Annotated in this window: 20 protein-coding genes and 1 pseudogene; 12 read left to right on the top strand and 9 right to left on the bottom strand. The window is 36.4% G+C overall.

The window, feature by feature from the left end:
- Positions 1 to 321: 321 nt before the first annotated feature.
- Positions 322 to 1149, bottom strand: a complete 828-nt coding sequence (gene tatC, locus H560_RS0120200; RefSeq protein WP_027381653.1) for a twin-arginine translocase subunit TatC — start codon at positions 1147 to 1149, stop codon at positions 322 to 324.
- Positions 1150 to 1310: 161 nt separating this feature from the next.
- On the bottom strand, positions 1311 to 2270 hold the full coding sequence (locus H560_RS0120195; RefSeq protein WP_027381652.1) for a KpsF/GutQ family sugar-phosphate isomerase: 960 nt from the start codon (positions 2268 to 2270) through the stop codon (positions 1311 to 1313).
- A gap of 155 nt (positions 2271 to 2425) precedes the next feature.
- Here H560_RS0120195 and recQ point away from each other — a divergent pair, with 155 nt between their 5' ends.
- The 10 genes from recQ to H560_RS0120140 all read left to right on the top strand — a co-directional run bounded on the left by recQ (position 2426) and on the right by H560_RS0120140 (position 15780).
- Positions 2426 to 4627: a DNA helicase RecQ gene (gene recQ, locus H560_RS0120190; RefSeq protein WP_027381651.1), complete on the top strand. Its 2202-nt coding sequence runs from the start codon at positions 2426 to 2428 to the stop codon at positions 4625 to 4627.
- 266 nt (positions 4628 to 4893) lie between these two features.
- Positions 4894 to 5169, top strand: a complete 276-nt coding sequence (locus tag H560_RS0120180; RefSeq protein WP_027381649.1) for a hypothetical protein — start codon at positions 4894 to 4896, stop codon at positions 5167 to 5169.
- Positions 5170 to 5179: 10 nt separating this feature from the next.
- Positions 5180 to 6262 carry a glycosyltransferase gene (locus H560_RS0120175; protein WP_027381648.1) on the top strand — a complete coding sequence of 361 codons (1083 nt, stop codon included), beginning with the start codon at positions 5180 to 5182 and terminating at the stop codon, positions 6260 to 6262.
- 74 nt (positions 6263 to 6336) lie between these two features.
- Positions 6337 to 6684: a hypothetical protein gene (locus tag H560_RS0120170; protein WP_027381647.1), complete on the top strand. Its 348-nt coding sequence runs from the start codon at positions 6337 to 6339 to the stop codon at positions 6682 to 6684.
- A gap of 219 nt (positions 6685 to 6903) precedes the next feature.
- Positions 6904 to 8307: a dihydrolipoyl dehydrogenase gene (gene lpdA, locus H560_RS0120165; protein WP_027381646.1), complete on the top strand. Its 1404-nt coding sequence runs from the start codon at positions 6904 to 6906 to the stop codon at positions 8305 to 8307.
- Positions 8308 to 8512: 205 nt separating this feature from the next.
- Positions 8513 to 9337: a CvfB family protein gene (locus H560_RS0120160; RefSeq protein WP_027381645.1), complete on the top strand. Its 825-nt coding sequence runs from the start codon at positions 8513 to 8515 to the stop codon at positions 9335 to 9337.
- Positions 9338 to 9476: 139 nt separating this feature from the next.
- Positions 9477 to 10070, top strand: coding sequence for a TetR/AcrR family transcriptional regulator (locus tag H560_RS0120155; RefSeq protein WP_027381644.1), 594 nt, complete (start codon positions 9477 to 9479; stop codon positions 10068 to 10070).
- Positions 10071 to 10167: 97 nt separating this feature from the next.
- Positions 10168 to 11520, top strand: coding sequence for a TolC family protein (locus tag H560_RS0120150; RefSeq protein ID WP_027381643.1), 1353 nt, complete (start codon positions 10168 to 10170; stop codon positions 11518 to 11520).
- Between the two features lie 5 nt (positions 11521 to 11525).
- On the top strand, positions 11526 to 12587 hold the full coding sequence (locus H560_RS0120145; protein ID WP_027381642.1) for an efflux RND transporter periplasmic adaptor subunit: 1062 nt from the start codon (positions 11526 to 11528) through the stop codon (positions 12585 to 12587).
- Positions 12588 to 12594: 7 nt separating this feature from the next.
- Positions 12595 to 15780: an efflux RND transporter permease subunit gene (locus tag H560_RS0120140; RefSeq protein ID WP_027381641.1), complete on the top strand. Its 3186-nt coding sequence runs from the start codon at positions 12595 to 12597 to the stop codon at positions 15778 to 15780.
- A gap of 49 nt (positions 15781 to 15829) precedes the next feature.
- Here H560_RS0120140 and H560_RS0120135 read toward each other — a convergent pair whose 3' ends face one another.
- The 3 genes and pseudogenes from H560_RS0120135 to H560_RS0120125 all read right to left on the bottom strand — a co-directional run bounded on the left by H560_RS0120135 (position 15830) and on the right by H560_RS0120125 (position 18953).
- Positions 15830 to 16777, bottom strand: a complete 948-nt coding sequence (locus H560_RS0120135) for a hypothetical protein (protein ID WP_027381640.1) — start codon at positions 16775 to 16777, stop codon at positions 15830 to 15832.
- Positions 16778 to 16779: 2 nt separating this feature from the next.
- Positions 16780 to 18213 (bottom strand): annotated as a pseudogene (locus tag H560_RS22130) (MBOAT family O-acyltransferase).
- Positions 18214 to 18506: 293 nt separating this feature from the next.
- The gene (locus tag H560_RS0120125) at positions 18507 to 18953 is read right to left on the bottom strand and encodes a KTSC domain-containing protein (protein ID WP_027381639.1); all 447 of its coding nucleotides are present in this window, start codon (positions 18951 to 18953) and stop codon (positions 18507 to 18509) included.
- A 264-nt stretch (positions 18954 to 19217) separates the two neighbouring features.
- Here H560_RS0120125 and H560_RS0120120 point away from each other — a divergent pair, with 264 nt between their 5' ends.
- Entirely contained in the window at positions 19218 to 19790 is a 573-nt protein-coding gene (locus H560_RS0120120; protein WP_027381638.1) for a Crp/Fnr family transcriptional regulator, read from the top strand.
- Between the two features lie 76 nt (positions 19791 to 19866).
- Positions 19867 to 20508: a hypothetical protein gene (locus H560_RS0120115; RefSeq protein WP_027381637.1), complete on the top strand. Its 642-nt coding sequence runs from the start codon at positions 19867 to 19869 to the stop codon at positions 20506 to 20508.
- A gap of 68 nt (positions 20509 to 20576) precedes the next feature.
- On the opposite strand, the gene H560_RS0120110 is transcribed toward H560_RS0120115, so the two are convergent.
- From H560_RS0120110 to H560_RS0120095, 4 genes are all read right to left on the bottom strand, one after another.
- Entirely contained in the window at positions 20577 to 21149 is a 573-nt protein-coding gene (locus H560_RS0120110) for a hypothetical protein (protein ID WP_027381636.1), read from the bottom strand.
- Positions 21150 to 21237: 88 nt separating this feature from the next.
- Positions 21238 to 21810 (bottom strand): GDP-mannose pyrophosphatase NudK, encoded by a 573-nt coding sequence (gene nudK / locus H560_RS0120105; protein ID WP_027381635.1) that lies wholly within the window; start codon positions 21808 to 21810, stop codon positions 21238 to 21240.
- Between the two features lie 43 nt (positions 21811 to 21853).
- Positions 21854 to 22759 (bottom strand): TIGR01777 family oxidoreductase, encoded by a 906-nt coding sequence (locus H560_RS0120100; RefSeq protein WP_027381634.1) that lies wholly within the window; start codon positions 22757 to 22759, stop codon positions 21854 to 21856.
- Between the two features lie 26 nt (positions 22760 to 22785).
- The gene (locus H560_RS0120095; RefSeq protein ID WP_034753394.1) at positions 22786 to 23130 is read right to left on the bottom strand and encodes a hypothetical protein; all 345 of its coding nucleotides are present in this window, start codon (positions 23128 to 23130) and stop codon (positions 22786 to 22788) included.
- Between the last annotated feature and the right edge of the window lies 1 nt (position 23131).

The following is a 23131-nucleotide window of genomic DNA, read 5'->3' as shown; positions in this document are numbered from 1 at the left end:
AATAAGATTAAATAAATGTAAATAATCCTTTTTTCGATTAGACGAAAGAAATGATTTTTTGTTACAGGATTTTTTAAGTCAAAATATCACTATGAACAAAATTATAAGAGCTTAACGGGCTCATTTCTTAGCCCCGATTGCAGAAATTGTTTGAGCTCATTTTTCAGGTTTCGGCGGCGAAGCCGCCGAAACCTGAAAAATAGCGAGTGCGGAAAGCGGGAAAAAGCTTCAAATAAAACAATACAGCTTTTCCACATAATAAAATAGCACAAAAAATCCCGAAGAAAAAATCCCCGGGAATATATTTTAAAATTAGATTAGTTATTTCTGAACAACCGGTAAATTACCAGCCGCTTTCTGAACTTTTTTGTAGGTATAAGAACACATCAGGATACTGAATTCATACAATAAAAGCAATGGGAAAGCCGCCATCAGCATACTCAAAACATCCGCAGGAGTAATGATTGCTGCCACTACCATAATAAGCACAATAGCGTGGCGACGGTAAGTTCGCATAAACATTGGAGTTAAAATTCCAATGGTGGTAAGGAAGTAAATAAGTACCGGAAAAAGGAAAATAACACCCATTCCCAGGACAACCTGCAAGAATAAAGTAGTATAATCACTCAGATCGTAAAGCGGAATGATGATATCAGAGATTTTAAAGATAACTCCAAAGTTTACTGCAAAAGGAAGTATTAAAAAATATCCGCATAAAACTCCGGTCATAAATAAAATCCAAACCGAATTAATGATAAATATTGAGTTTTTTCTTTCTTTCGGATGCAGGGCAGGGCTGATGAATCTCCACAATTCCCAGACAAGATAAGGAAATGCAGCCACGATTCCGCCAAAAATAGAAACCGCCATCATCACATTAAACTGCTGGTAAAGCTTGCTCGCACGCACGGGAAAGTCTTTAGGAAGATGGATGCTGTCTTCTCCCAAGATTAATTTTGAAAAGTGATTGACAAGCTCAAAGGTCGGAAAATCATTTCTCGTGGGCCCGAAAAAGATGTGATCCATAATCCAGTTGATATTGAAACCAATAACTACTGCAGCAATTATAATGGCAATAATCGAGCGGATAAGATGGCCTCTTAGTTCCCCAATATGTCCCCAAAAAGACATGTCTTTTGCATCACTCACAGAATAAAATTTTTAGGCTTCAAATTTATGAAATATTTTGTTAAAGATGGAAGTTGGGAGAGAGAAGATGGAAGTTTAAAAATATTGTGATTATTTATTCCAGCAATTCAGCAATTAAATATTCTGAATCATCTTCCAGCCTCCAGCCTCAGCCTTCCGGCTTAGTTTATCCCTTCGTCCAGCAGCTTATGAAGATCAATAATCCCGAAATATTTTCCGTTTTCCGTTACAATCAGCTGCCCGATGTTGTTTTCCTTTAAAATTTTCATGGCTTCTTTTGCAAGGGCTGTTCTTTCTATCGTTTTTGGATTCGCAGACATAATATCTTTCGCCAAAACTTTAGAAATATCATCACCTTTCATTAGCATTCTTCTTAAATCTCCATCAGTGATAACACCGATAATCTCATTCTCATTGGTCACCACTGTAATTCCGTGTCTTGAGCCGCTGATGGAAATGATAACATCTTTTACAGTATCATTTTCCGTAACATGAGGCTTCTGGGAAGACAGGAAATCATCTACTTTTGAGATTAAATTTTTTCCTAAGCTTCCTCCCGGATGGAATTTTGCAAAATCATTAGCTTTGAAATCATTTATTTCCATCAAAGAAATCGCGAGAGCATCTCCCAAAGCCATTTGAAGGGTTGTAGAGCTTGTAGGTGCCAGTTTATTCGGGCAGGCTTCCATATCTACATGAGTATCGAGAATAATATCAGAATATTCTGCCAGTTTGCTTGATTTATTTCCGGTCATCCCGATTAATGCGGAAGAATAATCTTTAAGATAAGGAACAAGGTTTACAATTTCAGGCGAATTTCCGGAATTTGAAATGCACAGAACAACATCCTGCTTCTGAATTACACCCAAGTCTCCATGAATAGCTTCCGATGCGTGAAGGAACTGTGAAGGTGTTCCCGTGGAATTTAGCGTAGCAACAATTTTATTCCCCACATGCGCCGATTTCCCGATTCCCACCACAATAAGCTTTCCCTGTGCAGCGTGTATGACTTCTATAGCTTTCACAAAATCGTCATCAAGTCTGTTCTTAAGTTTTTCAAGTTCCGAAATTTCTATTTCTAAAGTGGTTTTCGCAATTGAAATAATATTGGCTTTTTCCATTTTAATCTTAGGGCTATACAAAAAATCTCTTAAAAAATGTTATATTTTAAAAAGGATATTTAATATAAATTTTATTTTTAATAAATTCGTTCGCTTTTGTTTTAAGCAAAAAAGTTATAACTTTGGGTTAGATGCAAATTTAGCAATAAAATTAGATGAGCGCAAAAAAAGCCAATTTATCAGGCGAGTTGAAAAAATATTTCGGGTTTTCTACTTTTAAGGGACAACAGGAACAGATTATAGAAAACCTGCTCGATGGGAAGGATATATTTGTCTTGATGCCGACAGGTGGAGGAAAATCCTTATGCTATCAGCTTCCTGCACTTATTTCCGAAGGAACGGCAATAGTGGTTTCACCATTAATAGCGTTAATGAAAAATCAGGTAGATGCTGTGAACGGCCTTTCATCTGATGACGGGGTGGCACACGTTTTAAATTCATCATTAAATAAAACGCAGACCAAACAGGTTTTTGACGATATTAAAAGCGGTAAGACAAAACTTTTGTACGTAGCACCAGAATCGTTGATTAAGGAAGATTATCTGGATTTTTTAAAAGAGGTGAAAATTTCTTTCTTTGCTATTGACGAAGCGCATTGTATTTCAGAATGGGGACACGATTTCAGACCCGAATACAGGAATTTGAAATCAATTATCGATAAAATCGCCGATGTGCCGGTAATAGCACTTACGGCAACAGCAACTCCTAAAGTTCAGGATGATATCCAGAAAACTTTAGGGATGATCAATGCGTTGGTTTTTAAAGAAAGCTTCAACAGACCAAACCTTTATTATGAGGTAAGACCAAAAATAAATGTTGATAAGGAAATTGTAAGATTTATTAATCAAAATAAAACAAAGTCCGGTATTGTGTACTGCTTAAGCCGAAGAAAGGTAGAAGAATTTGCCCAGCTCTTGCAGGTAAACGGAATTAATGCATTACCGTACCACGCGGGCCTTGACCAAAAGGTGAGGGTGGCCAATCAGGATAAGTTTTTGATGGAGGAAGTGGATGTTATTGTCGCAACCATCGCGTTTGGTATGGGGATCGACAAGCCGGATGTACGTTTTGTCATCCATTATGACTTCCCAAAATCTCTGGAAAGCTATTATCAGGAAACCGGACGTGCAGGTCGTGATGGTGGGGAAGGGCATTGTCTGGCCTTCTATGACCCCAAAGACATCGAAAAATTAGAAAAATTCCTAGCTCAAAAACCTGTTTCCGAAAGAGAAATCGGGCTGCAGCTTTTGAATGAGGTGGTGGGCTACGCCGAAACTTCAATGAGCAGGAGACAGTATATTCTGTATTATTTCGGGGAAAATTTTGACCCTATACATGGTGATGGCGCAAAAATGTGTGACAATTCATCCAATCCGCCAAAATTAAAAGATGCTACGGATGATCTGAAGAAAGTTCTTGAACTGATAAGAGATACCGGAGAAAAATTCAAATCAAAAGACCTGATCTCCGTGATCACAGGAAAAGAAAACGCAGTTACAAAATCCTATAAATTAGAACAATCTTCTTACTTCGGGTTTGGAAAAGAAGAGAAGGATAACCACTGGAAAACCATTTTGAGACAGGCAACGGTTCAGAATTTCTTACAGAAAGATATTGAAACATACGGTGTCCTGAAAATTGCTGAAAAAGGCAGGCTGGTTTTAGATGGGAAACTGGAACATTCTTTCCTGATTGCCGAAGACAGAGAGTTCGATCTTACTCAGGCTAAAGCTGAGAGTGATCAGGTGCAGATGCAGTCGGCTGGTTTAGACCAGAATTTATTTACGTTATTGAAAGATTTGCGTAAAAAAGTGGCTAAAAAGCACGGAATTCCGCCATACACCGTATTTATGGACCCAAGTTTGGAAGATATGACGGCCCAGTATCCGATTACGGTTGAAGAAATTGCGAAAATCTATGGTGTAGGGGAAGGAAAAGCCAAAAAATATGGTAAGGAATTCGCTGATTTTATCGGGAAATATGTTGAAGATAACAATATTGAACGAACTCAGGACATGGTCTTGAAACAGGTGGCGAACAAATCCAGCCATAAAGTTTTCATTATTCAAAGCACTGATAAGAAAATTGATCTTGAAGACATCGCAAGAGCCAAAAACCTTTCTATGGACGAACTTTTAAAGGAAATGGAAAGTGTTGTCTATCAGGGGACTAAATTAAATATTGATTATTATATTGAAGATAATTTTGATGAAGATATTGTAGACGGTTTCATGGAATTCATGACAGAATCTGAAAGTGACAGCATGAAGGTTTTGTTAGATGAATTCGGAGATGAGCTTTCTGATGAAGAAGTAAGAATGCTGAGAATAAAATTCATCAGTGATGTAGCAAATTAAAATGATTTTAAACAATAACGAAATAATTTTGAAAGAAATTCTTCCCAGGAAGAGTTTCTTTTTTAATACAATCGAAAAGCTGAGAATTGTCTTTTCAGTTTTTTATTTAGTAGTTTCTCTTTTTTTTCTTCTTAATAAATTTCCTGTTTTCATTTTTGGAATTGTAATGTTTTGTGTGGGTTTCTATGTAGCCATTTTCAGATGGATTTTAAAGTATTTTAATTTAAAAAATGATTACTATTTAATAACAAACCAAAGAATTATTATTGCAAAAAAATCCAACCCAAAATATTAAAAAAGAGGAAAAACTTGAAGAAATCACTCAAATTAATGCCGAAATGAATGGTAATTTTTTTGGAAATTTAATTTTTGGAGAACCCGAAAGTATATTTGGTAGAAATGATGAACCTTTTTCTTTTTTTAAAACAAGAGGAATGAATTTCAGTGAAGACAAGTATGTTTTCCTAAGCGTGGAAAATATTAATGAAATAATTCCTATTTTTGAAGAGCTGGGATTAAAGGTTAATAAAACTTTTTACTAACTTTACATTGATGAAAAAGATTTCTGTCATATTTATTCTGCCGGATTTGGAAACCGGAGGCGCAGAAAGGATTGTTACCACCATTGCGAATCATCTCTCCCGGGATCGTTTCGAGCCTAAAATTTTGCTTTTACGTAAACAGGGCGGCTATCTCAATTATCTTAAAAAAGATGTTGAAATTATTGATGTAAATAAGGAGAGAATCAGGCATTCTTTAAAACCTATTTTGAGGGAGATTTACAGAAGGAAGCCCGATATAGTTTTTTCTGGATTTGGGGAGGTGAACGCCTATTTATCATTATTTATCAAGCTGTTTCCACAGACAAAATTCATAGCAAGGGAAACCAATGTTGTAACGGAGCACGTCACAAGAAAAGAAATAAAATTCTTCTATAATTTTTACAATAATTACGATAAAATCATCGCTCAAAGTGATGATATGATGAAAGATCTTACAAAGAATTTCAGAATAAAATCCAGTAAAATCATCAAGATAAATAATCCCGTAGATTTTGATTTCATAGAAGAAAAGCTGGCAGCTGCGCAAAAGCCGGAATGCTTCAAATACAATTATAAAAATGTAGTGGCTATTGGCAATTTATCCTCCAGGAAAGGTTTTGATAACCTTCTGAAAGTATTTTCAAGACTTAAAAATGAAAATATTCTGCTGCATATTTTAGGAGATGGACAGGATAGGGAAGTGCTGCATCAGATGAAAGACTTTTTAGGTCTCAAGCATGTCTTTTTTCACGGAAGGCAGGAAAATCCGTATCAGTTTTTGAAATATGCTGATCTTTTCATCCTTTCTTCAAGGTATGAAGGCTTTCCAAATGTACTGCTGGAAGCCGGAGCCTGCGGAACTTACTCTTTAGCAAACAACTGCCCCGGCGGAATTAATGAAATTATTCAGCATAGCGTCAACGGTGAAATTGCCGACATTGATAATCATGAAGATTTTTCTCAGAAAATAATGCAGGTTCTTCACGAGAGGTATGATGGAGATTCTATTAAAAGCTCCATTAAATCAAGATTTTCCAAGAATATTATTTTGGATAAATATGAAAAGGTTTTGCTGGATTTGGTGAAATCATAATAACCCTGTTTGTCTTTTGGGATCTTATTTTCTTATTTTTGGCCTCAATAATTTTATTTAATCAGTATTTATCAATGAATAAAATACAGAAATTAGGATGTGCCTGTGAAAAGCCAAATTCAAACTATACCGAATATAGAAGTTCCGAGCTGGGAATAGATCATACGAACGGAAGACATGCGGAAGTTTCTATTCAGCAATGCAAGCTCTGTCAGAGAATATGGATCCGGTATTTTGTGGAATATGAACATTATACTAAATCAGGAAGATGGTACAAAGGAATTGTTTCGAAAAAAGACCGCCCGAATATCACCCCTGAAAATACCGTGGAATTTCTGGAGAACCTTGAATGGTACGTGTATGGAGGTTCCTATTTTGAAAGCACAGGAGAATTTGGAAAGGGAAAACTGAATTTGGATTGATGAATAGGCTGGAAGCTTGAAGCAGGAGGCTGGAAGTTATAGAGAACTTCTTTTTAATAAATTAAAATGTTTAGGAATATTCATAATGTTTTAAACTTCCATCACCCATCATCCAGCTTCCATCTAAAAAATTTGACAAATCTCACTTTCTCACGTGGTAATTAATCGTTAAATTTGTAAGAATTAAAGAGATAATAATAAACAAATTCATAAAATAACATGAGTCAATTCGATGTTACCGTAATCGGTTCTGGTCCTGGTGGTTATGTTGCTGCAATCCGTGCTGCACAATTAGGTTTCACAACAGCAATTATTGAAAAATACCCAACTTTAGGAGGAACTTGTCTGAACGTGGGATGTATTCCGTCAAAAGCGCTTCTGGACAGCTCTGAGCATTTTGAAAATGCAAAACACAATTTTGCCGGCCACGGAATCATTATTAATGAGCCTCAAGCTGATATTGCAAGAATGATTGAACGTAAAAATGAGGTCATCAAACAGAATACAGACGGAATCAGCTATCTGATGAACAAAAACAAAATTACTGTTTTTGAAGGTGTTGGAAGCTTCGAATCTGCTACTCAGATTAAAGTGACTAAAAACGACGGTTCTACTGAAACCATCGAATCTAAATACACCATCATCGCAACAGGTTCCAAACCGTCTTCTTTGCCTTTCATTACTTTAGATAAAGAAAGAGTGATAACTTCTACGGAAGCTTTAAATCTTAAAGAAATTCCTAAGCATTTAGTGGTGATCGGTGGTGGAGTTATCGGTCTTGAGCTTGGTTCAGTTTATTTAAGACTGGGAGCTCAGGTAACAGTAGTAGAGTTTATGGATAAAATCATTCCTACAATGGACGGAGCTTTAAGTAAGGAATTAACGAAAGTTCTTAAAAAGCAGGGAATGAAGTTCATGCTGTCTACAGCAGTTTCTGCAGTGGAAAGAAATGGTGATACGGTAAAAATCATGGCTAAAGATAAAAAAGGAGAAGAAGTAACTGTTGAAGGAGATTATTGTTTAGTTTCTGTTGGTAGAAAGCCTTACACAGATGGTCTTGGACTGGAAAAAGCAGGCGTAGAGCTTGATGAAAGAGGAAGAGTGAAAGTAAACGATCAGCTTCAGACTAATGTAGCAAACATCTACGCTATAGGAGACGTTATCAAAGGGGCGATGCTGGCTCACAAAGCAGAGGAAGAAGGAGTTTTCGTTGCTGAAACATTGGCAGGACAAAAACCTCACGTTAACTATAACCTGATTCCTGGTGTTGTTTACACTTGGCCTGAAGTAGCGGGTGTTGGTAAAACTGAAGAGCAGCTAAAAGAAGAAGGTGTCGCTTACAAAGTAGGTTCTTTCCCGATGAGAGCATTAGGAAGAAGCCGTGCGAGTGGTGATGTTGACGGTTTGGTAAAAATCCTTGCAGACGAAAAAACTGACGAAGTTTTAGGAATGCACATTGTAGGCGCAAGAGCTGCAGACCTTATTGCAGAAGGTGTGATTGCCATGGAATTCCGTGCAAGTGCTGAAGATATCGCAAGAAGTTCTCACGCACACCCTACGTATGCAGAAGCTATTAAAGAAGCGGCTTTAGATGCTACAGCAAAAAGACCGATTCACATGTAATATTTGATTGAAAGATTTAATCATTTAAAATATTAAAAAATTAAAGACTGTTATTCCTTATTGAATGAATGACAGTCTTTTTTATTTTCCTAAACCCTAAACCCTAAACCCTAAACCCTAGACCCTAAATTCTCAAACCCTCCAACTCTTAACTCGACCTCCAATTACAATTATTTCCGTACCTTTGCAGACTAATTTATCATTCATGCAAATAGGGAAAACTCAGACTTTAAAAATTTCAGACAAAAACAATTCAGGTTGGATCTTAACGGATGAATCGGGTGAAAAAGCTTTTTTACCTAAAATTTTCATCCAGGACGACAAAGAAATTGATGATGAAATGGAAGTTTTTGTGTATCAGGATGATGGAAAATTAAAGGCAACTACAGAAATTCCTTTGGCCGAAGTTGATGAGTTTGCCGTGATGAGCTGCGTTCAGAGCCTTCCGAGCGGAGCTTTTATGGATTGGGGAATTATAAAAGATTTATTTATCCCGTACAAACAGCAAAAAACCAAAATTGTAGAAGGAAAAAGATATCTTGTTCATATTTATATTGATGAAGATTTAGAATTAATCACAGGAACCACAAAGTTTAAAAGAAATCCTCAATACCAGGATTTACCCTTCAAAAAAGGAGATAAGGTGGATCTGATTATGATGAATGAAAGCGAATTGGGCTGGAATGTAGTTATTAATAAAAAATACATCGGGTTGATTTACGCTTCCGATGTTTTCAAAAAATTGTATCCTTTATCAGAAGAAACCGGCTATATCAAAGAAATCCGCGAAGACGGCAAAATAGATGTATCACTACAGCCGCAGGGTTTCGAAAATATTGATGAATTTAAAAAGAAGATATTAGATAAGCTGGAAGAAAACTATGGACTGCTGTATCTCTCAGACAAATCTACTCCTGAAGAGATCAAAGATGAGGTCCAGATGAGTAAAAAGAACTTCAAAAAAGCAATCGGCGGGCTTTACAAGGATAAAGTCATCGATATTTTAGAAGATAAAATAAAATTATTATAAAACAGGCTGTCTCGAATGAGGCAGCTTTTTTTTTGCATAAAACCTGATGCAAATCATAATAATTTTCTTAATTATTTTGTTTAACAATTTTGTCAAAACATTTGGTTGATTTATATTTGCACAAATTTGTTTAACAAAAATGTCAAATCAAGCAAAAAAGGACCAAACACAAGAATTAATCAAGGAAACAGCAAAGAATTTATTCTTTGTGAAAGGTAAGTTTGATGCAACTACTCAGGAAATAGCTGATGAAGCCGGGGTCAATAGAACGCTGATAAACTACTATTTTCGCTCTCGTGATAATCTTATCCAGATCATCTTCGATGAAGCACAGAAAGTAGAACACGAAAAATCTGAAATTATAATGAACTCTGATCTGCCTTTCAAGGAAAAGATCGGTCAGTTTATAGAAGGAAGCCTGTCTACAAGTCTTCAATACCCTTATTTGGAAACCTACATTGTTTCACAGATCAACAAAGGAAACTGTCATAAGAAAGATATAGAAGAAGATGAGCTTCATAAGCTATACAAAGACATAGAAGCCGAAATGAAACTGGGAAATATAGAAAAAATGAAGCCCATCCAGTTTGTGCTGAATATGGTTTCGCTATTGGTGTTCCCAAGTGCCGTAAGACCCCTGCTGATGGAGAATCTGATGATTAATGAAGAAGAATTTGATAAAATTATTTCTGAAAGAAAAGACATTATCTTGAATATGTTATTTAAAAAATAAATAAAACGGTAAAGTATTTTAATAAATGATACGTCATTTAGAAATAAAAACATTTAAGACAATATTTACATTAAAAAAATAAACGAAGTATAAGATTATGAAAAGAAAACGTATAACTGCAAACAAGCTAAAAATAGGAATAGCGGCTGCATTTATGATGTTCGGTTTTTCATCGGTGTCTGCACAGCAGCAGGTTTCTCTTCAGGAAGCCATCAAGCAGGCGCTTCAAAACAAAGCAGAAGCCAAAAAAGCTGCTTTACAGATTAAAAAAGCCGAATATAAAATTGATGAAGCCAGAGCGGGAGCCTTACCACAGATCAGTGCTACGGCGGGGTTAACCTACAATCCTATTATTCAGGAGTCGTTGCTTGAGTTTGGTGGAGAAAGAATCAGAGCTCAGCTGGGACAGCCTTGGAGCTCTACTGCTTCCGTTCAGGTGCAGCAGGCTTTATTTGACCAAAGGGTTTTTACAGGTCTTAAGGCCGCAAAATCTACCAGAGAATTTTATGTGCTTAATGCACAGCTTACCAATGAACAGATCATCGAAAATGTAGCAACAGCCTATTACCAGGTTTTTGTGCAGGAAGAAAATCTTAAAACTGTAGAAGCCAGCTATGCCAATACAGAAAAGGTAAGAAATGTTATCAAAAGTCTGGTAGACAATGGTCTTGCAAAATCAATTGATCTGGACAGAACCAATGTTCAGCTTACCAATATCGGGTCAAACAGGCAGACTTTGGTGAATTCTGTAGAGCTTTCAAAAAATGCTTTGAAGTTTTATATGGGAGTTCCTATCGGTACAGACATTGAGCTTGAAGAAAAATCAATAGAACCGAGACCGGAGCTTATAGCCAGTAATGTAAATCTTGATGACCGTACGGAAATCAAAGTTTTAAATAAAAATAAAGAACTTCTTCAATACAATAAAAAAGCTACGGAAGCATATCTGTATCCTACCGTAGGACTGGTTGCCAATTACGGATGGGGCGGACAAGGAGGAAAATTCCCCCTTACAAACGGTCTGAACCAGGGTGTTCTTTGGAGTGATTATTCAGCGATTGGTTTAAATATCAATATTCCGATTTTCACCGGAGGCGCTACAAAAGCAAAAATCCAGCAGGCGGAAATTGATATTCAGGATCTTGATCAGGATATTCAGAACACCCAGCTTAGCTTAAGCTTAGATTACAAAAATGCAATTACCAATATGGAAAACGCATTGATCAATATCGAAAGCACAAAAGATAACGTAGGTCTTGCAGAAAGGGTTCAGAAGAACACCCAGTCAAACTATCAGTACGGATTAGCGACGCTTACAGAAGTTCTGGATGCTGAAAACGCATTAACCCAGGCTAAACAGAATTACGCAAACGCATTATTGGATTATAAACAGGCCGAAATTAAATTAATTAAAGCAAAAGGAGAATTAAACACACTACAAAACCCGTAATAAACATGAAAAAAACTATTATATATATCATCGTGGCGGCTGTACTCATCGGTTTGGCAGCTTACAAGATTGCAGGTAACAAAGAAAAGCAGACGGCGGAGGTAAAAGAAGTTGCCAAGCAGGTAGATAAAATCAACGTAAATATTGTAACGGTAAAAAGAGAAAATATAGACACGGACTATTCTGCGAACGGAACATTTATTCCAAAGCAGGAAATGAACCAGTCTGCTGAAATTTCAGGGCGTATTGTAAGCGTTTTGGTGAAAGAAGGTTCCAGAGTAGGAGCAGGCCAGGTATTGGCAACCATCAAAAGAGATGCTATTGAAGTAGATGTTACTCAGGCTCAGAACAACTTGCAGAACGCCATTATCGATAATCAGCGTTACGAGAATGCCTATAAAACAGGCGGTGTTACAAAGCAGCAGCTTGATAATTCAAGATTACAGCTTAAAAATGCGCAGGCTGCAGTAAGAGCACAGGGCGTAAAGGTAAATGATACCAGCATCCGTGCAGGAATCAGCGGAATGATCAATAAAAAAATGGTTGAGCCGGGAATGGTAGTTGCTCCGGGAACTGCACTTTTCGAAATCGTGAATATTAACAGCTTAAAGCTTTCCGTTTTAGTGGATGAAAGCCAAATCGGAAGAATCCAGCTTGGTCAGGAAGTTCCGATTAAAGTAAATGTACTGCCGCAAGATTCTTTCGTGGGAAGAATTACCTTCATTGCACCTAAAAGTGATGCTTCTTTGAATTTCCCGGTTGAAATCGAAGTGCAGAACAGAGGAAATTTAAAAGCCGGTATGTATGCAACAGCTACATTTAAAACAAACAATGGCGCAGAAACTCAAAATATGTTAACCGTTCCGGCAGAAGCTTTCGTAAACGGAGTAAGTTCAGGGCAATTATTTATTGTTCAGAATGGTGTTGCTAAATTAATTAAAGTAACAGTAGGGAAAGTTTACGGGGACAAAGTTCAGGTTCTTAGCGGATTAAACGGTGGCGAGCAGGTAGTAACAAGCGGCCAGATCAACCTTGATAACGGTTCTAAAGTGAATATTATAAAGTAGGGCGAAGATGAAGTTAGCAGAAATATCCATTAAAAGGCCGTCCCTCGTTATCGTATTATTTACGATTCTTACGCTGGGTGGTATCTTAAGCTACTCCATGATGGGGTATGAATTGATTCCGAAGTTTGAAACCAATATGGTAACCATTTCCACGGTATATCCGGGAGCTTCACCTGCTGAGGTGGAAACATCCGTGACCCGGAAGATTGAGGACGCCGTGGGTTCTTTGGAAAACGTGAAAAAAGTAGAATCTTCATCTTATGAAAGCTTATCAGTAATTATGGTTCAGCTGAATGACGGAGCGGATGTAGATTATGCCTTAAATGATGCTCAGAGAAAGGTAAACGCTATTCTGGCAGACCTTCCGGAAGATGTAGACGCACCGTCTCTGAACAAATTCTCATTGGATGATTTACCGATTATTACGATGAGTATTTCATCAGACAAACTAAACAGTAAAGATCTTTATGACCTTTTAGATAAAAAAATAGAGCCTATTTTCTCCCGTGTGAACGGTGTGGCTCAGGTGGACCTTGTGGGTGGACAGGAAAGAGAAATCCAGGTAAATCTTGATGAAAAGAAGCTGCAGGGATATGGGCTTTCTATTGCTGATGTTCAAAATGCGATTCTTTCTTCAAATCTTGATTTCCCTACAGGAAGCCTGAAGACGAGAACCAATAAATCTACCATCAGACTTTCAGGGAAATATAAGTCGGTTGCAGAAATGAATAATCTTGTAGTTTCCAATAAAAATGGGGCTCAGGTTCGTTTATCTGATATTGCAACGGTTTTTGATGCTCAGAAAGATGTTGAAAAAGTAGCGAGATTCAATCAGTTTCCTACAATTTTGATGCAGGTTAAAAAACAGTCTGACGCCAATGCAGTTGCAGTATCAGAAAGTGTTCAGAAAACCATTGCTACAGTAGAAGCGGCGTATAAAGTGCAGGGTGTGAAGGTAAAAGTGGTAAATGATACCACAGACTTTACCCTTGAATCTGCCAACCACGTTATTTTCGACTTATTCTTAGCGATTATCCTCGTGGCAATTGTGATGTTATTATTCCTTCACAGCATCAGAAACGCATTTATTGTAATGGTTTCTATTCCGGCTTCATTGATTGCGACTTTCATCGGGATGAATTTGATGGGATATACCTTAAACTTAATGAGTTTACTGGGACTTTCACTCGTGGTAGGTATCCTTGTGGATGACGCGATTGTAGTTCTTGAAAATATTTACCGTCACATGGAGATGGGTAAAAGTAAAATCAGGGCAGCTTATGACGGGGCTTCGGAGATCGGGTTTACGGTAGCGGCAATTACATTGGTAATTGTGGTAGTATTCTTACCGATTGCTATGAGTTCAGGGCTTGTAGCAAACATTCTGGCACAGTTCTGCGTCACGGTGGTTATTGCAACCATGTTATCATTGCTTGCTTCATTTACCATTATTCCTTGGTTATCTTCAAGATTCGGTAAGCTGGAACATTTAACAGGTAAAAACTGGTTCGAGAAGTTTATCCTTTGGTTTGAAGGGATGATTGACAGATTCACACACTGGATCACAGGAATTCTTGAATGGTGTCTGAAAACGACTTTAAGAAGAATTTCAACAGTTATTATTACGTTTGTTGTTTTAATTTCTTCATTCATGCTTGTAGCATTCGGGTTCATTGGAGGTGAATTCTTCCCGCCTATCGACCGTGGGCAGTTCCTTGTACAAATGGAATTATCAAAAGATGCAACCGTTGAAAAAACTAACCAATTGACATTAGATGTTGAGAAGTTTTTAAGAAATGATAAAGATGTTGTTGATTTGATTACAACAGTAGGTCAGCAGTCAACAGGTTTTGGTGGAGCTCAGGCTACAACCTACCAGTCTGAGGTTCAGGTAAATCTTACAGATAAATCTGAACGTTCTGAAAGTACAAACATCAAAGCGGCAAAAATAAAAAGAGCTTTAGAAGAGAAATTCACAGGAGTGAAATTCAAAACGGCTCCTATCGGTATCATGGGTGCTGAAAATGCACCGATTGAGATGGTAGTAACGGCTCCGGATAACGAAACGGCTGTAAAAGAAGCAACGAGAATTTTAGAATTACTTAAAAAAGTTCCCGGAGCAGTAGATGCAGAATTATCTACAGATACAGGAAGCCCTGAAGTTCAGGTGAATATTGACAGAGATAAAATGTCTGCTTTAGGCTTAAATCTTTCCAGCGTAGGACAGACGATGCAGACAGCATTCAACGGGAATACAGACGGAAAGTTCAGAGCCGGAGAATATGAATATGACATTAATATCCGTTTTGGAGATGCCAACAGACAGTCTATTGATGATGTTAAAAACTTAATGTTTACCAATCCTCAGGGACAGCAGGTTCGTTTAAGCCAGTTTGCTGATGTAAAGATGGGTTCAGGACCGAGTTTGCTTGAGCGTAGAGATAAAGCACCTTCTGTAAAAGTAAGAGCTAAGGCTGTTGGTAGACCGGTGGGTGACGTTGCAAACGAATGGGCGGCACAGTTTAAAGACAGCAAAAATAAGCCTGTAGGGGTAGATTATATCTGGAGTGCAGATATGGAAAACCAGGAAGAAGGTTTCGGTACTTTAGGAATTGCTTTACTGGCGGCTATTGTATTGGTTTACCTGGTAATGGTTTCCTTGTATGACAGCTTTGTATATCCGTTTGTGGTATTGTTCTCAATTCCGTTGGCGATGATCGGGGTAATGGTAATCCTTGCCTTGACAGCTAACTCATTGAATATCTTCACCATGTTGGGTATGATCATGTTGATTGGTTTGGTTGCGAAAAACGCGATTTTGATTGTCGACTTTACCAACGCCAGAAAAGCAGCAGGAGCTAATACGCACGATGCTTTGGTACAGGCAAACCACGCACGTCTTCGTCCGATCCTGATGACGACGATTGCGATGATCTTCGGTATGTTGCCGATCGCTTTGGCAACAGGAGCCGGAGCAGAGATGAACAAAGGTCTGGCATGGGTAGTAATCGGTGGTTTGACATCGTCTCTATTCCTTACCCTGATCATTGTACCGGTAGTTTATTCATTATTTGATTCAATTCTTAGAAGAATGGGCAAACATGAAAAATTAGATTACGAAGCTGAAATGAAAGCCGAGTACGAACATAGAGAATTAAGTGAAGACGGCTATACACCGAAACATTTAGATTAATATATCAACTTTAATTAACCGAGAAAGCGCATCAGAAATGATGCGCTTTTTATTTTTTTAAATAAAGATTCAAAGAATCTGCCAGTTTATTGCTAAATAAAAGAGCTCCTTTCTGATTAAGATGTCCGTGATCATAAGCATTCCGGAAAGTATAAAACTCTTTGAATTTTTCCCTCGAAGTAAAATCTATCACTTTTGTGTTTCTGATTGCTCTTATTTCAGACAAATCGCTGGGTGTACCGAAAGGAGGACAGATTAAAATTAGTTGTATTTTTTGTTTTTGACAGTTTAAAGCAAGATTTTTAAGATCCTTGATGATTGTAGGATTAACTTTCTGCAGCTCTGCAGATTTTGATACAATCCCGGTGCTGTCTTTTACAAAACGGTCTCTGAGTTCTTTAACAGTAATTATTTTATCATAGTCCTTCTCAAGCGGGTAATACCCGTTATTGTAATTTGCAAATTCATTTACAGGCTTATCTCTTTGTGCAAGTTTTTTAAAGTATAAAATATTTGCAATATAGTGGGATATAGGTAAAAATGATGAGCTGATATCTTTATTTTTTTTATAATATTTACATTCAAAAGCCACAGTTGGAAGATCATGATAATACATAATTTTCTCCGTATAAGAATTTCCCTCAAATGGCTGTAGATCCTGAATCTCAAAGAGTAGGTATTTTATATTTTTATTCAATTTCAAGTGCCTGAATACATATCTGCTTTCGGTAAAAAAAGTACCTCCGGTAGCCAGATTATATGCTTTAATAGTATGGTGAGTTGCAGAATCCAGTAATCCGGGATTTACCTGTCTGTACATTCTGCTGCTGCCCAGTATGAGTGCATTGTATTCATTTTCATGCTGATAATAATATTTTACCTTTTGTCTTATTAAATAGTCACCATAAAAAGTACAATTATTGCTCAGTAACAGCGCATAGCCGCCAAGAGAAAATAAAATAAGCCAACCCAGTAATTTTAAAATAATTTTTTTCATACTTAAAATTGAAAATAAATGAAGTCGTTATTCCCAAAATTGGCGTATCTGAGAATGATATAGATAATAATCACATAGAAAAGCCTTCGTATCCAAGGGTTATAATCCGCTATTTCCAATCCGTGGAATTTTTGCCTGTTCACCCATTCTATGGCAACCATGATCAGTATAAATGAAAAAACTTTATAAGGGAAAATGCCTGGAAATGAAAATAACGAAGCACTAAATATTCTTTTAATATATATCACGGCCTGCAAGGCATTTTCTGACCGGAAAAAAATCCATGCAAAGCAGGTAAGCCCGAAAGTGATGAAAATCTGAAAAACTTCTTTCAAAGAAGGAAAGGTCCTGTTCATAGCAACTATGTCTATATTCTGGCGGTTTTTATCAGCAATTAATAAAGGAAGGAAGTAAATAGCATTTATTCCGCCCCAGATGATAAAAGTCCAGTTTGCGCCGTGCCAAAAACCACTTACAAGAAATATGATGAATGTATTTTTTATTTTTGTGTATATCCCTACCTTGCTTCCTCCAAGAGGAATATACAAGTAATCTCTGAACCAGGATGAAAGTGATATATGCCACCTGCGCCAGAATTCTGCAATATCTCTCGAAAAGTAGGGAAATGCAAAATTTTTTAACAGTTCAATTCCAAATAATCTTGATACTCCCAAAGCAATATCAGAATACCCTGAAAAATCTCCATAAATCTGAAAAGCAAAAAGAATGGCCCCAATGACAAGGTTACTGGCACTCTCAGTCTGATAATTCAGGAAAATTTCATTTACAATAGGTGCACAATTGTCCGCAATAACAATTTTCTTGAAAAAACCCCAGAGAATCTACCTCATTCCATCTGCGGTAAGCGATTCGTTGAAAACTCTTTTTTGCTGGATCTGAGGAAGAAGGTGTGTGGCTCTTTCGATGGGACCTGCAACAAGCAAAGGGAAATAGCTTACAAAAACGGCGTAATCTGTAAAGTTCTTTTCAGCTGTGATTCTTTTCTTATAAATATCAATGATATATGAAAGGCCATGAAACGTATAAAAGGAAATACCTACGGGAAGAATAATGTTTAGAAGCCATACATTAGCTTTAAAACCAAATCCGCCAACCAGCGATGCGAAGCTTTCAGCAAAAAAATTGTAGTATTTAAAGAATCCCAGGAACCCCAAATTAATACAAATACTTAAAGTGAGCCAAAATAATGCCTCTTTCTTTGTCCTGCTTTTTTCGATCCGTAAGCCTGAAAGAAAATCCAGACCGATGGAGAAAATCAGCAAAAATAAGAATCTCCAGTCCCAACACGCATAAAAATAAAAGCTTGCCAGTAAAAGAAGCATATTTTGATATTTATAATTCCTGTTGAAAACAAACCAATAGAGCAGATATACTATCGGCAGAAAAATTAAGAAGCTTACTGAGTTAAATAACATACTTTCATTTTAAATAAATTAAAATGATTATTTTCAGTATTGTTAATTACAGTTAAATACAATATTCAACATTATTTACTAAAATAATATGCCTTGAAACTATTGTAATAAAAATAGAGCTGTGATCATAAAACAATTCTGATTTCAATCATTTGTGTGTGACTGCAAAAGTAATAATTTATTTAATATAAATAATTTATTTTAGGTACTCAGAAACTTCTATATTTTTAGCTGTAGATAAAAAAAGCTCCCGAAACCAATCGAGAGCTCAATTTTGTTTATAATCCCAAAATTTAATCTGCCATCACCTCACCGGCCTTTCTATAAACAAAACTTCCGTAGATGTGTCTTCTTGCAAAACGGCTCGGAGAATCTGCATTCACCATTTTGATATACGTATTCCTTGGAACCCCGATATATTCATAAATGTTTCCGTTCAAATGCTGAACCGTAAGAACAGATTTCTCCAGATAAAAATCCTGAATATTAGATTTTGTAGTTGTCTCTGTGTATTCTTCTTTGTATTTTTCCTGCGTTTCAGAATTAATGCTCACCAAAAAATGATAGGCTTCAATCACAGACTTGCTTCTTTCTTCTGCTTCCAGTTTTCCGGCTTCATCATTGATAAACTTATCAGGGTGTGTATCTTTCATGGTATTCCTGTAAATTGTTTTTAACTCTTTTAAAGTCACATTTTTATCAACTTCCAGAAGCTTTCTGTATTCGCCTAATTTTTTCATACTCTATAATCCTTATTTCAGACTGCAAAATTAGGGTTTTAAATTGGAAAACAGTAAATTATATCCTGAAAAATTTGAAGAGTATCACAAGAAAAAAGGAGATGATGATCATCTTATTATAGAAGCTTAAATGCTAAACTTAATTAACCTGGGCCGTATCTATTGGGATACGGCTTTTTATTTACAAATTTTTAATCAATTCATTTAAAGTTTATATATTTACAGTGCTTAGCTAGGGAAATAGTATGATAAGTTAACGAATATATGAATGCAGAAACGCTGATTAAAAATATACAATCCAAAATTAATCTGGAAGAATCAGATATTCCAAAAATAGTCTCTTTCTTTGAACCCCTCACCGTGAAAAGGAAAAAAGACCTATTGCAGGAAAATCAATATAATGGTAAATTGATATTTATCGAAAAAGGCTTGCTGTATGCCTATAAAACATTAGAAAATGGAGAAGAGCAGGTCATTCAGTTTGCAAAAGAAACAGAATGGATGTCTACCTTATGCAGTACCCTTGCTGATCCTAAAACACCATATGGCGTACGGTCTCTTGAAGATTGTGAATTATGGACCATCACTAAAAATGATCTTGAAATAGTTCATCAGCTCGTTCCCGGCATGGAAAAATTTTCAAGAATGCTGTTTCAGTCAGAATATGCAGATTCAATCATCAGAATTTTAGAAATTTATTCTACCGATGCAGCTTCAAAATACAAAGGATTGCTGGATAGATTTCCAGATCTTCTGCAACGCGCCCCTCAGTATCTTATAGCTTCTTATCTGGGTATTTTACCATCATCGCTTAGCCGTATCAGAAGTCAGAAGTAATTTATTAGCATAGGCGAATTTTTTTAAATTTCATCACACCTATCTTTGTCTTGTTTAATATTAATAAAACATAGATATGAAATTTACAAGATCACACAAAGCATTAATTCTGACTGCAGTATGTATTTTAGCGGCTGTTACAATATTCTCTTTCAGAAACAAAAAAAATGACTATAAAACCGAACAGCAAAACATGATCCGCTTCCACCTGGTAGATTTCGTAGGATGGAATACCAACATGAAAGTATTGGAATATTATCATTCTAAAAATATTAAAGCCTTTAATTCCGGCGGGATAAATACGGTAGGGCTGCATGATCATGTTAAAAGTTTTGGGCCATTTATAGAAAAAGTAGGGGCCGATACCAAGCTGGGGCAGCACAGCCCGAATGTTGCCAGAGGAAAATGGGTAGGAGTAGTAGGAACTCAATATCCTACCAAACAAAAAATGGCTACAGTTGCAAAATGGGAAAACGGCCTTATTACCGAAGAATATATTATGTTCGATAAGCAGCTGTCTCCGGAAGAAGCTTCAAAAATAAAGCTGTCAGAAAAGCCTATCGTACATTTTGAAAGCCCTGATGATGAAACATTAGCAAATTCGGCAGATATACAGCCAGGCTGGAGCTGTACTATTCAAATGATAGACGGTGTAAGAACTGCTATTTTTATAAGAAAAGTAAACGGAAAAGAAACTGAAAGAATGGCTTTTCAATAAAAAATAAACTGCCTCCTATATATTTGACAAGTGTAGGAGGCAGCCTATTTTTATTGTAAAAATGTAAACTAATCCTGATAAATATGAGTAAGCTTAGCGTCTTTTATAAATTCTTCAACACCTGTATTTTTATCTGCATTTTTATTAATTAGCTCAAAATAATAAACCATTATATTGGGGAATTTAGGATCTTTGCATAAAATTTTAAACCTTTTTACTTTGGAGTCTGAACTTAAAAATGTTAATTCAGAAGCGCTGCTAAGCTTAATGTTATTCACTTCAAAAGCATTTTTCCAGTTTTTCTGAAGGCGGGCAAATCTTTTTTGTGTTCTGTCACTGTCTTCATTATCAAATTTATCAATCTGGAAATCGGTGAGCAATTGCGGGTATAGAAGGCCTTCCTGCAGTATTAATTTGGTAAGCTTATCAGACTTATCGTAATAAATGGTTTTGTTATCAAACTGCACCTGATTATCTTTTACACTAATATTTCCTGAAAATTTTTTGTAGTTTTTCTTTTTGTAGTCGTTCTTAAAGTGCTCTGTCGCAGCTTTATCTTTAGGTCCGGGTTTATCGGTTTTTTGCCCCAAAACATTCATTGACAGGAATAAAGAAAGGCTCAAAGAAATTAAAAGTTTCATAGATCTAAATATATATTTGTAGGATTAAATTTCAGCAAAGCACTTGCCAATTGTTGTATAATAATTGTTTTTAACTATAATGATTCTTTTATAGAATGTTTTTCAAACGTGAATGCTGAAGAAGCATAATGGTTTTCGCATCTTTGATCTCTCCGGTATCTACCATTTGTAGAGCCTGATCAAATGAAAGCTCAAGAACTTCAATATTTTCTCCTTCCTCAGCCAATCCACCGCCATTGGTAATTTTCATCTCCGAAGAATATTCTGCAATAAAGAAATGGAGAATTTCAGTTACGGAGCCGGGCGACATATAGGCTTCAAAAATCTTTTCAACCCTTGAGATTTTGTAACCGGTTTCTTCCTCAGTTTCCCTTTTGATGCACTCTTCGGGGTTATCGTTGTCCAAAAGTCCGGCACAGGCTTCTATCAGCATTCCGGTAGAATTCCCATTGATGAAAGTAGGCAACCGGAATTGTCTGGTAAGGATTATCGTTTTCGTATTTCTGTTATAAAGCAAAATTACTGCTCCGTTGCCTCGGTCATAGGCTTCACGGCTTTGTGTTTCGGTGGTTCCGTCTTTTTTTTCGATGGCATAAGTCACCTTTTTTAGCGTATACCAGTTATCTGATAAAATTTCAGTTTTTGTAATATCTATCTTCATATTTTACATTGTAAATTTGATTAAATTTTAATTAGTTTTAAAATCATTTCTTAAGTAAATTTTCCAGAGCTGATTTCAAATGAGGAAATTTGAAATGAAAACCAGCATCCTGAATTTTTTGTGATGAAGCTCTCGATCCTTCCAACAAAGCATCAGCCAGTTCTCCAAAAAGAAGTTTTAAAACAAATTTAGGAACATTCGGCATGAATAAAGGTTTCTGCAGGACTTCTGCAATCTTTTCAGTTAAATTTTCATTCGTTGTATGTTCGGGAGAAGTTGCATTATAAGGACCTTCCATATCTGAATTTTTTAAAGCAAATTCATAAATCGAGCAAATATCATCAATATGAATCCAGGGCATAAATTGTTTTCCGTCACCCAGAGATGAACCTATCCCCATTTTTATGATGGGGAGCATCTTTTTTAGCGCACCGTCTTTTTCTGAAAGCACGACGGCTGTACGGATTTTTACCACTCTTTCAGCGATATTCTGCTCTTTGAATGCATCGGCAGATCTTTCCCATAAAACAACAACTTCACTTAAAAAATCATTTCCCGGAGCATCTTTTTCAGTAAAAATTTTATCCGATGTTTTTGTTCCGTAATAATTTATTCCTGAAGCAGAAATAAAGGATTTTAACTTAATATTTTTTTTTCGTAAGGTTTTCAGAATTAAATCCGCAGAATCTATGCGGCTGGAAATTAATTCTTTTTTTCGCTCATCTGTCCAGCGCTTTTCAGAAATATTGGCTCCTGCGAGGTGAATGATGTGGGACACGTTTTCAAAAGCAATTTCATCAATTTTCTGTTGCCTGATGTCCCATTCAAACTCATTATTCCCCTGTTTTTTTCTCGTTAAAAAACGAATGGTAAAATCTTTTTCAAGCTTTTTTGAGAGTTCCCGGGCAATTAGGCCATTGCTTCCTGTAATCAGAACAACTTCTTTCATTTGAATAATTTAAGTTAAATAATTACTTAAGATTGATTTTTTACAATCAGAACAAAATCGTCATCCAGCAGCTTATAGCCATAGTCGTAAATAAATTTATATTCCGAACCGTTTTTATAAACTTTTACATTGGTAAAATATTCAAAATCAAAACCTAAAGAGTCCAGTTTTGCTTTTGAAATTTTTGTTTTTCCTTCAATATTTACTTCCACAAGGATTCTATAATTTTTACGAAGCTTATTATTAATATTTCGCATTAAATTGCTGGAATCCTTGTTCTGCTTGTTGTTATAGGCGTTTCGGCAGGCATCGTTGCAGAATTTTTTATCTGACCGGCCGATAATTTTTTCGCCGCATTCTAGACAATTCATA

It is taken from the genome of Chryseobacterium daeguense DSM 19388, from assembly GCF_000430825.1.
Lineage (GTDB): Bacteria > Bacteroidota > Bacteroidia > Flavobacteriales > Weeksellaceae > Chryseobacterium > Chryseobacterium daeguense.
Note: the sequence above shows the minus strand (reverse complement) of the source record. Positions and strands in the feature narration are given on the sequence as shown.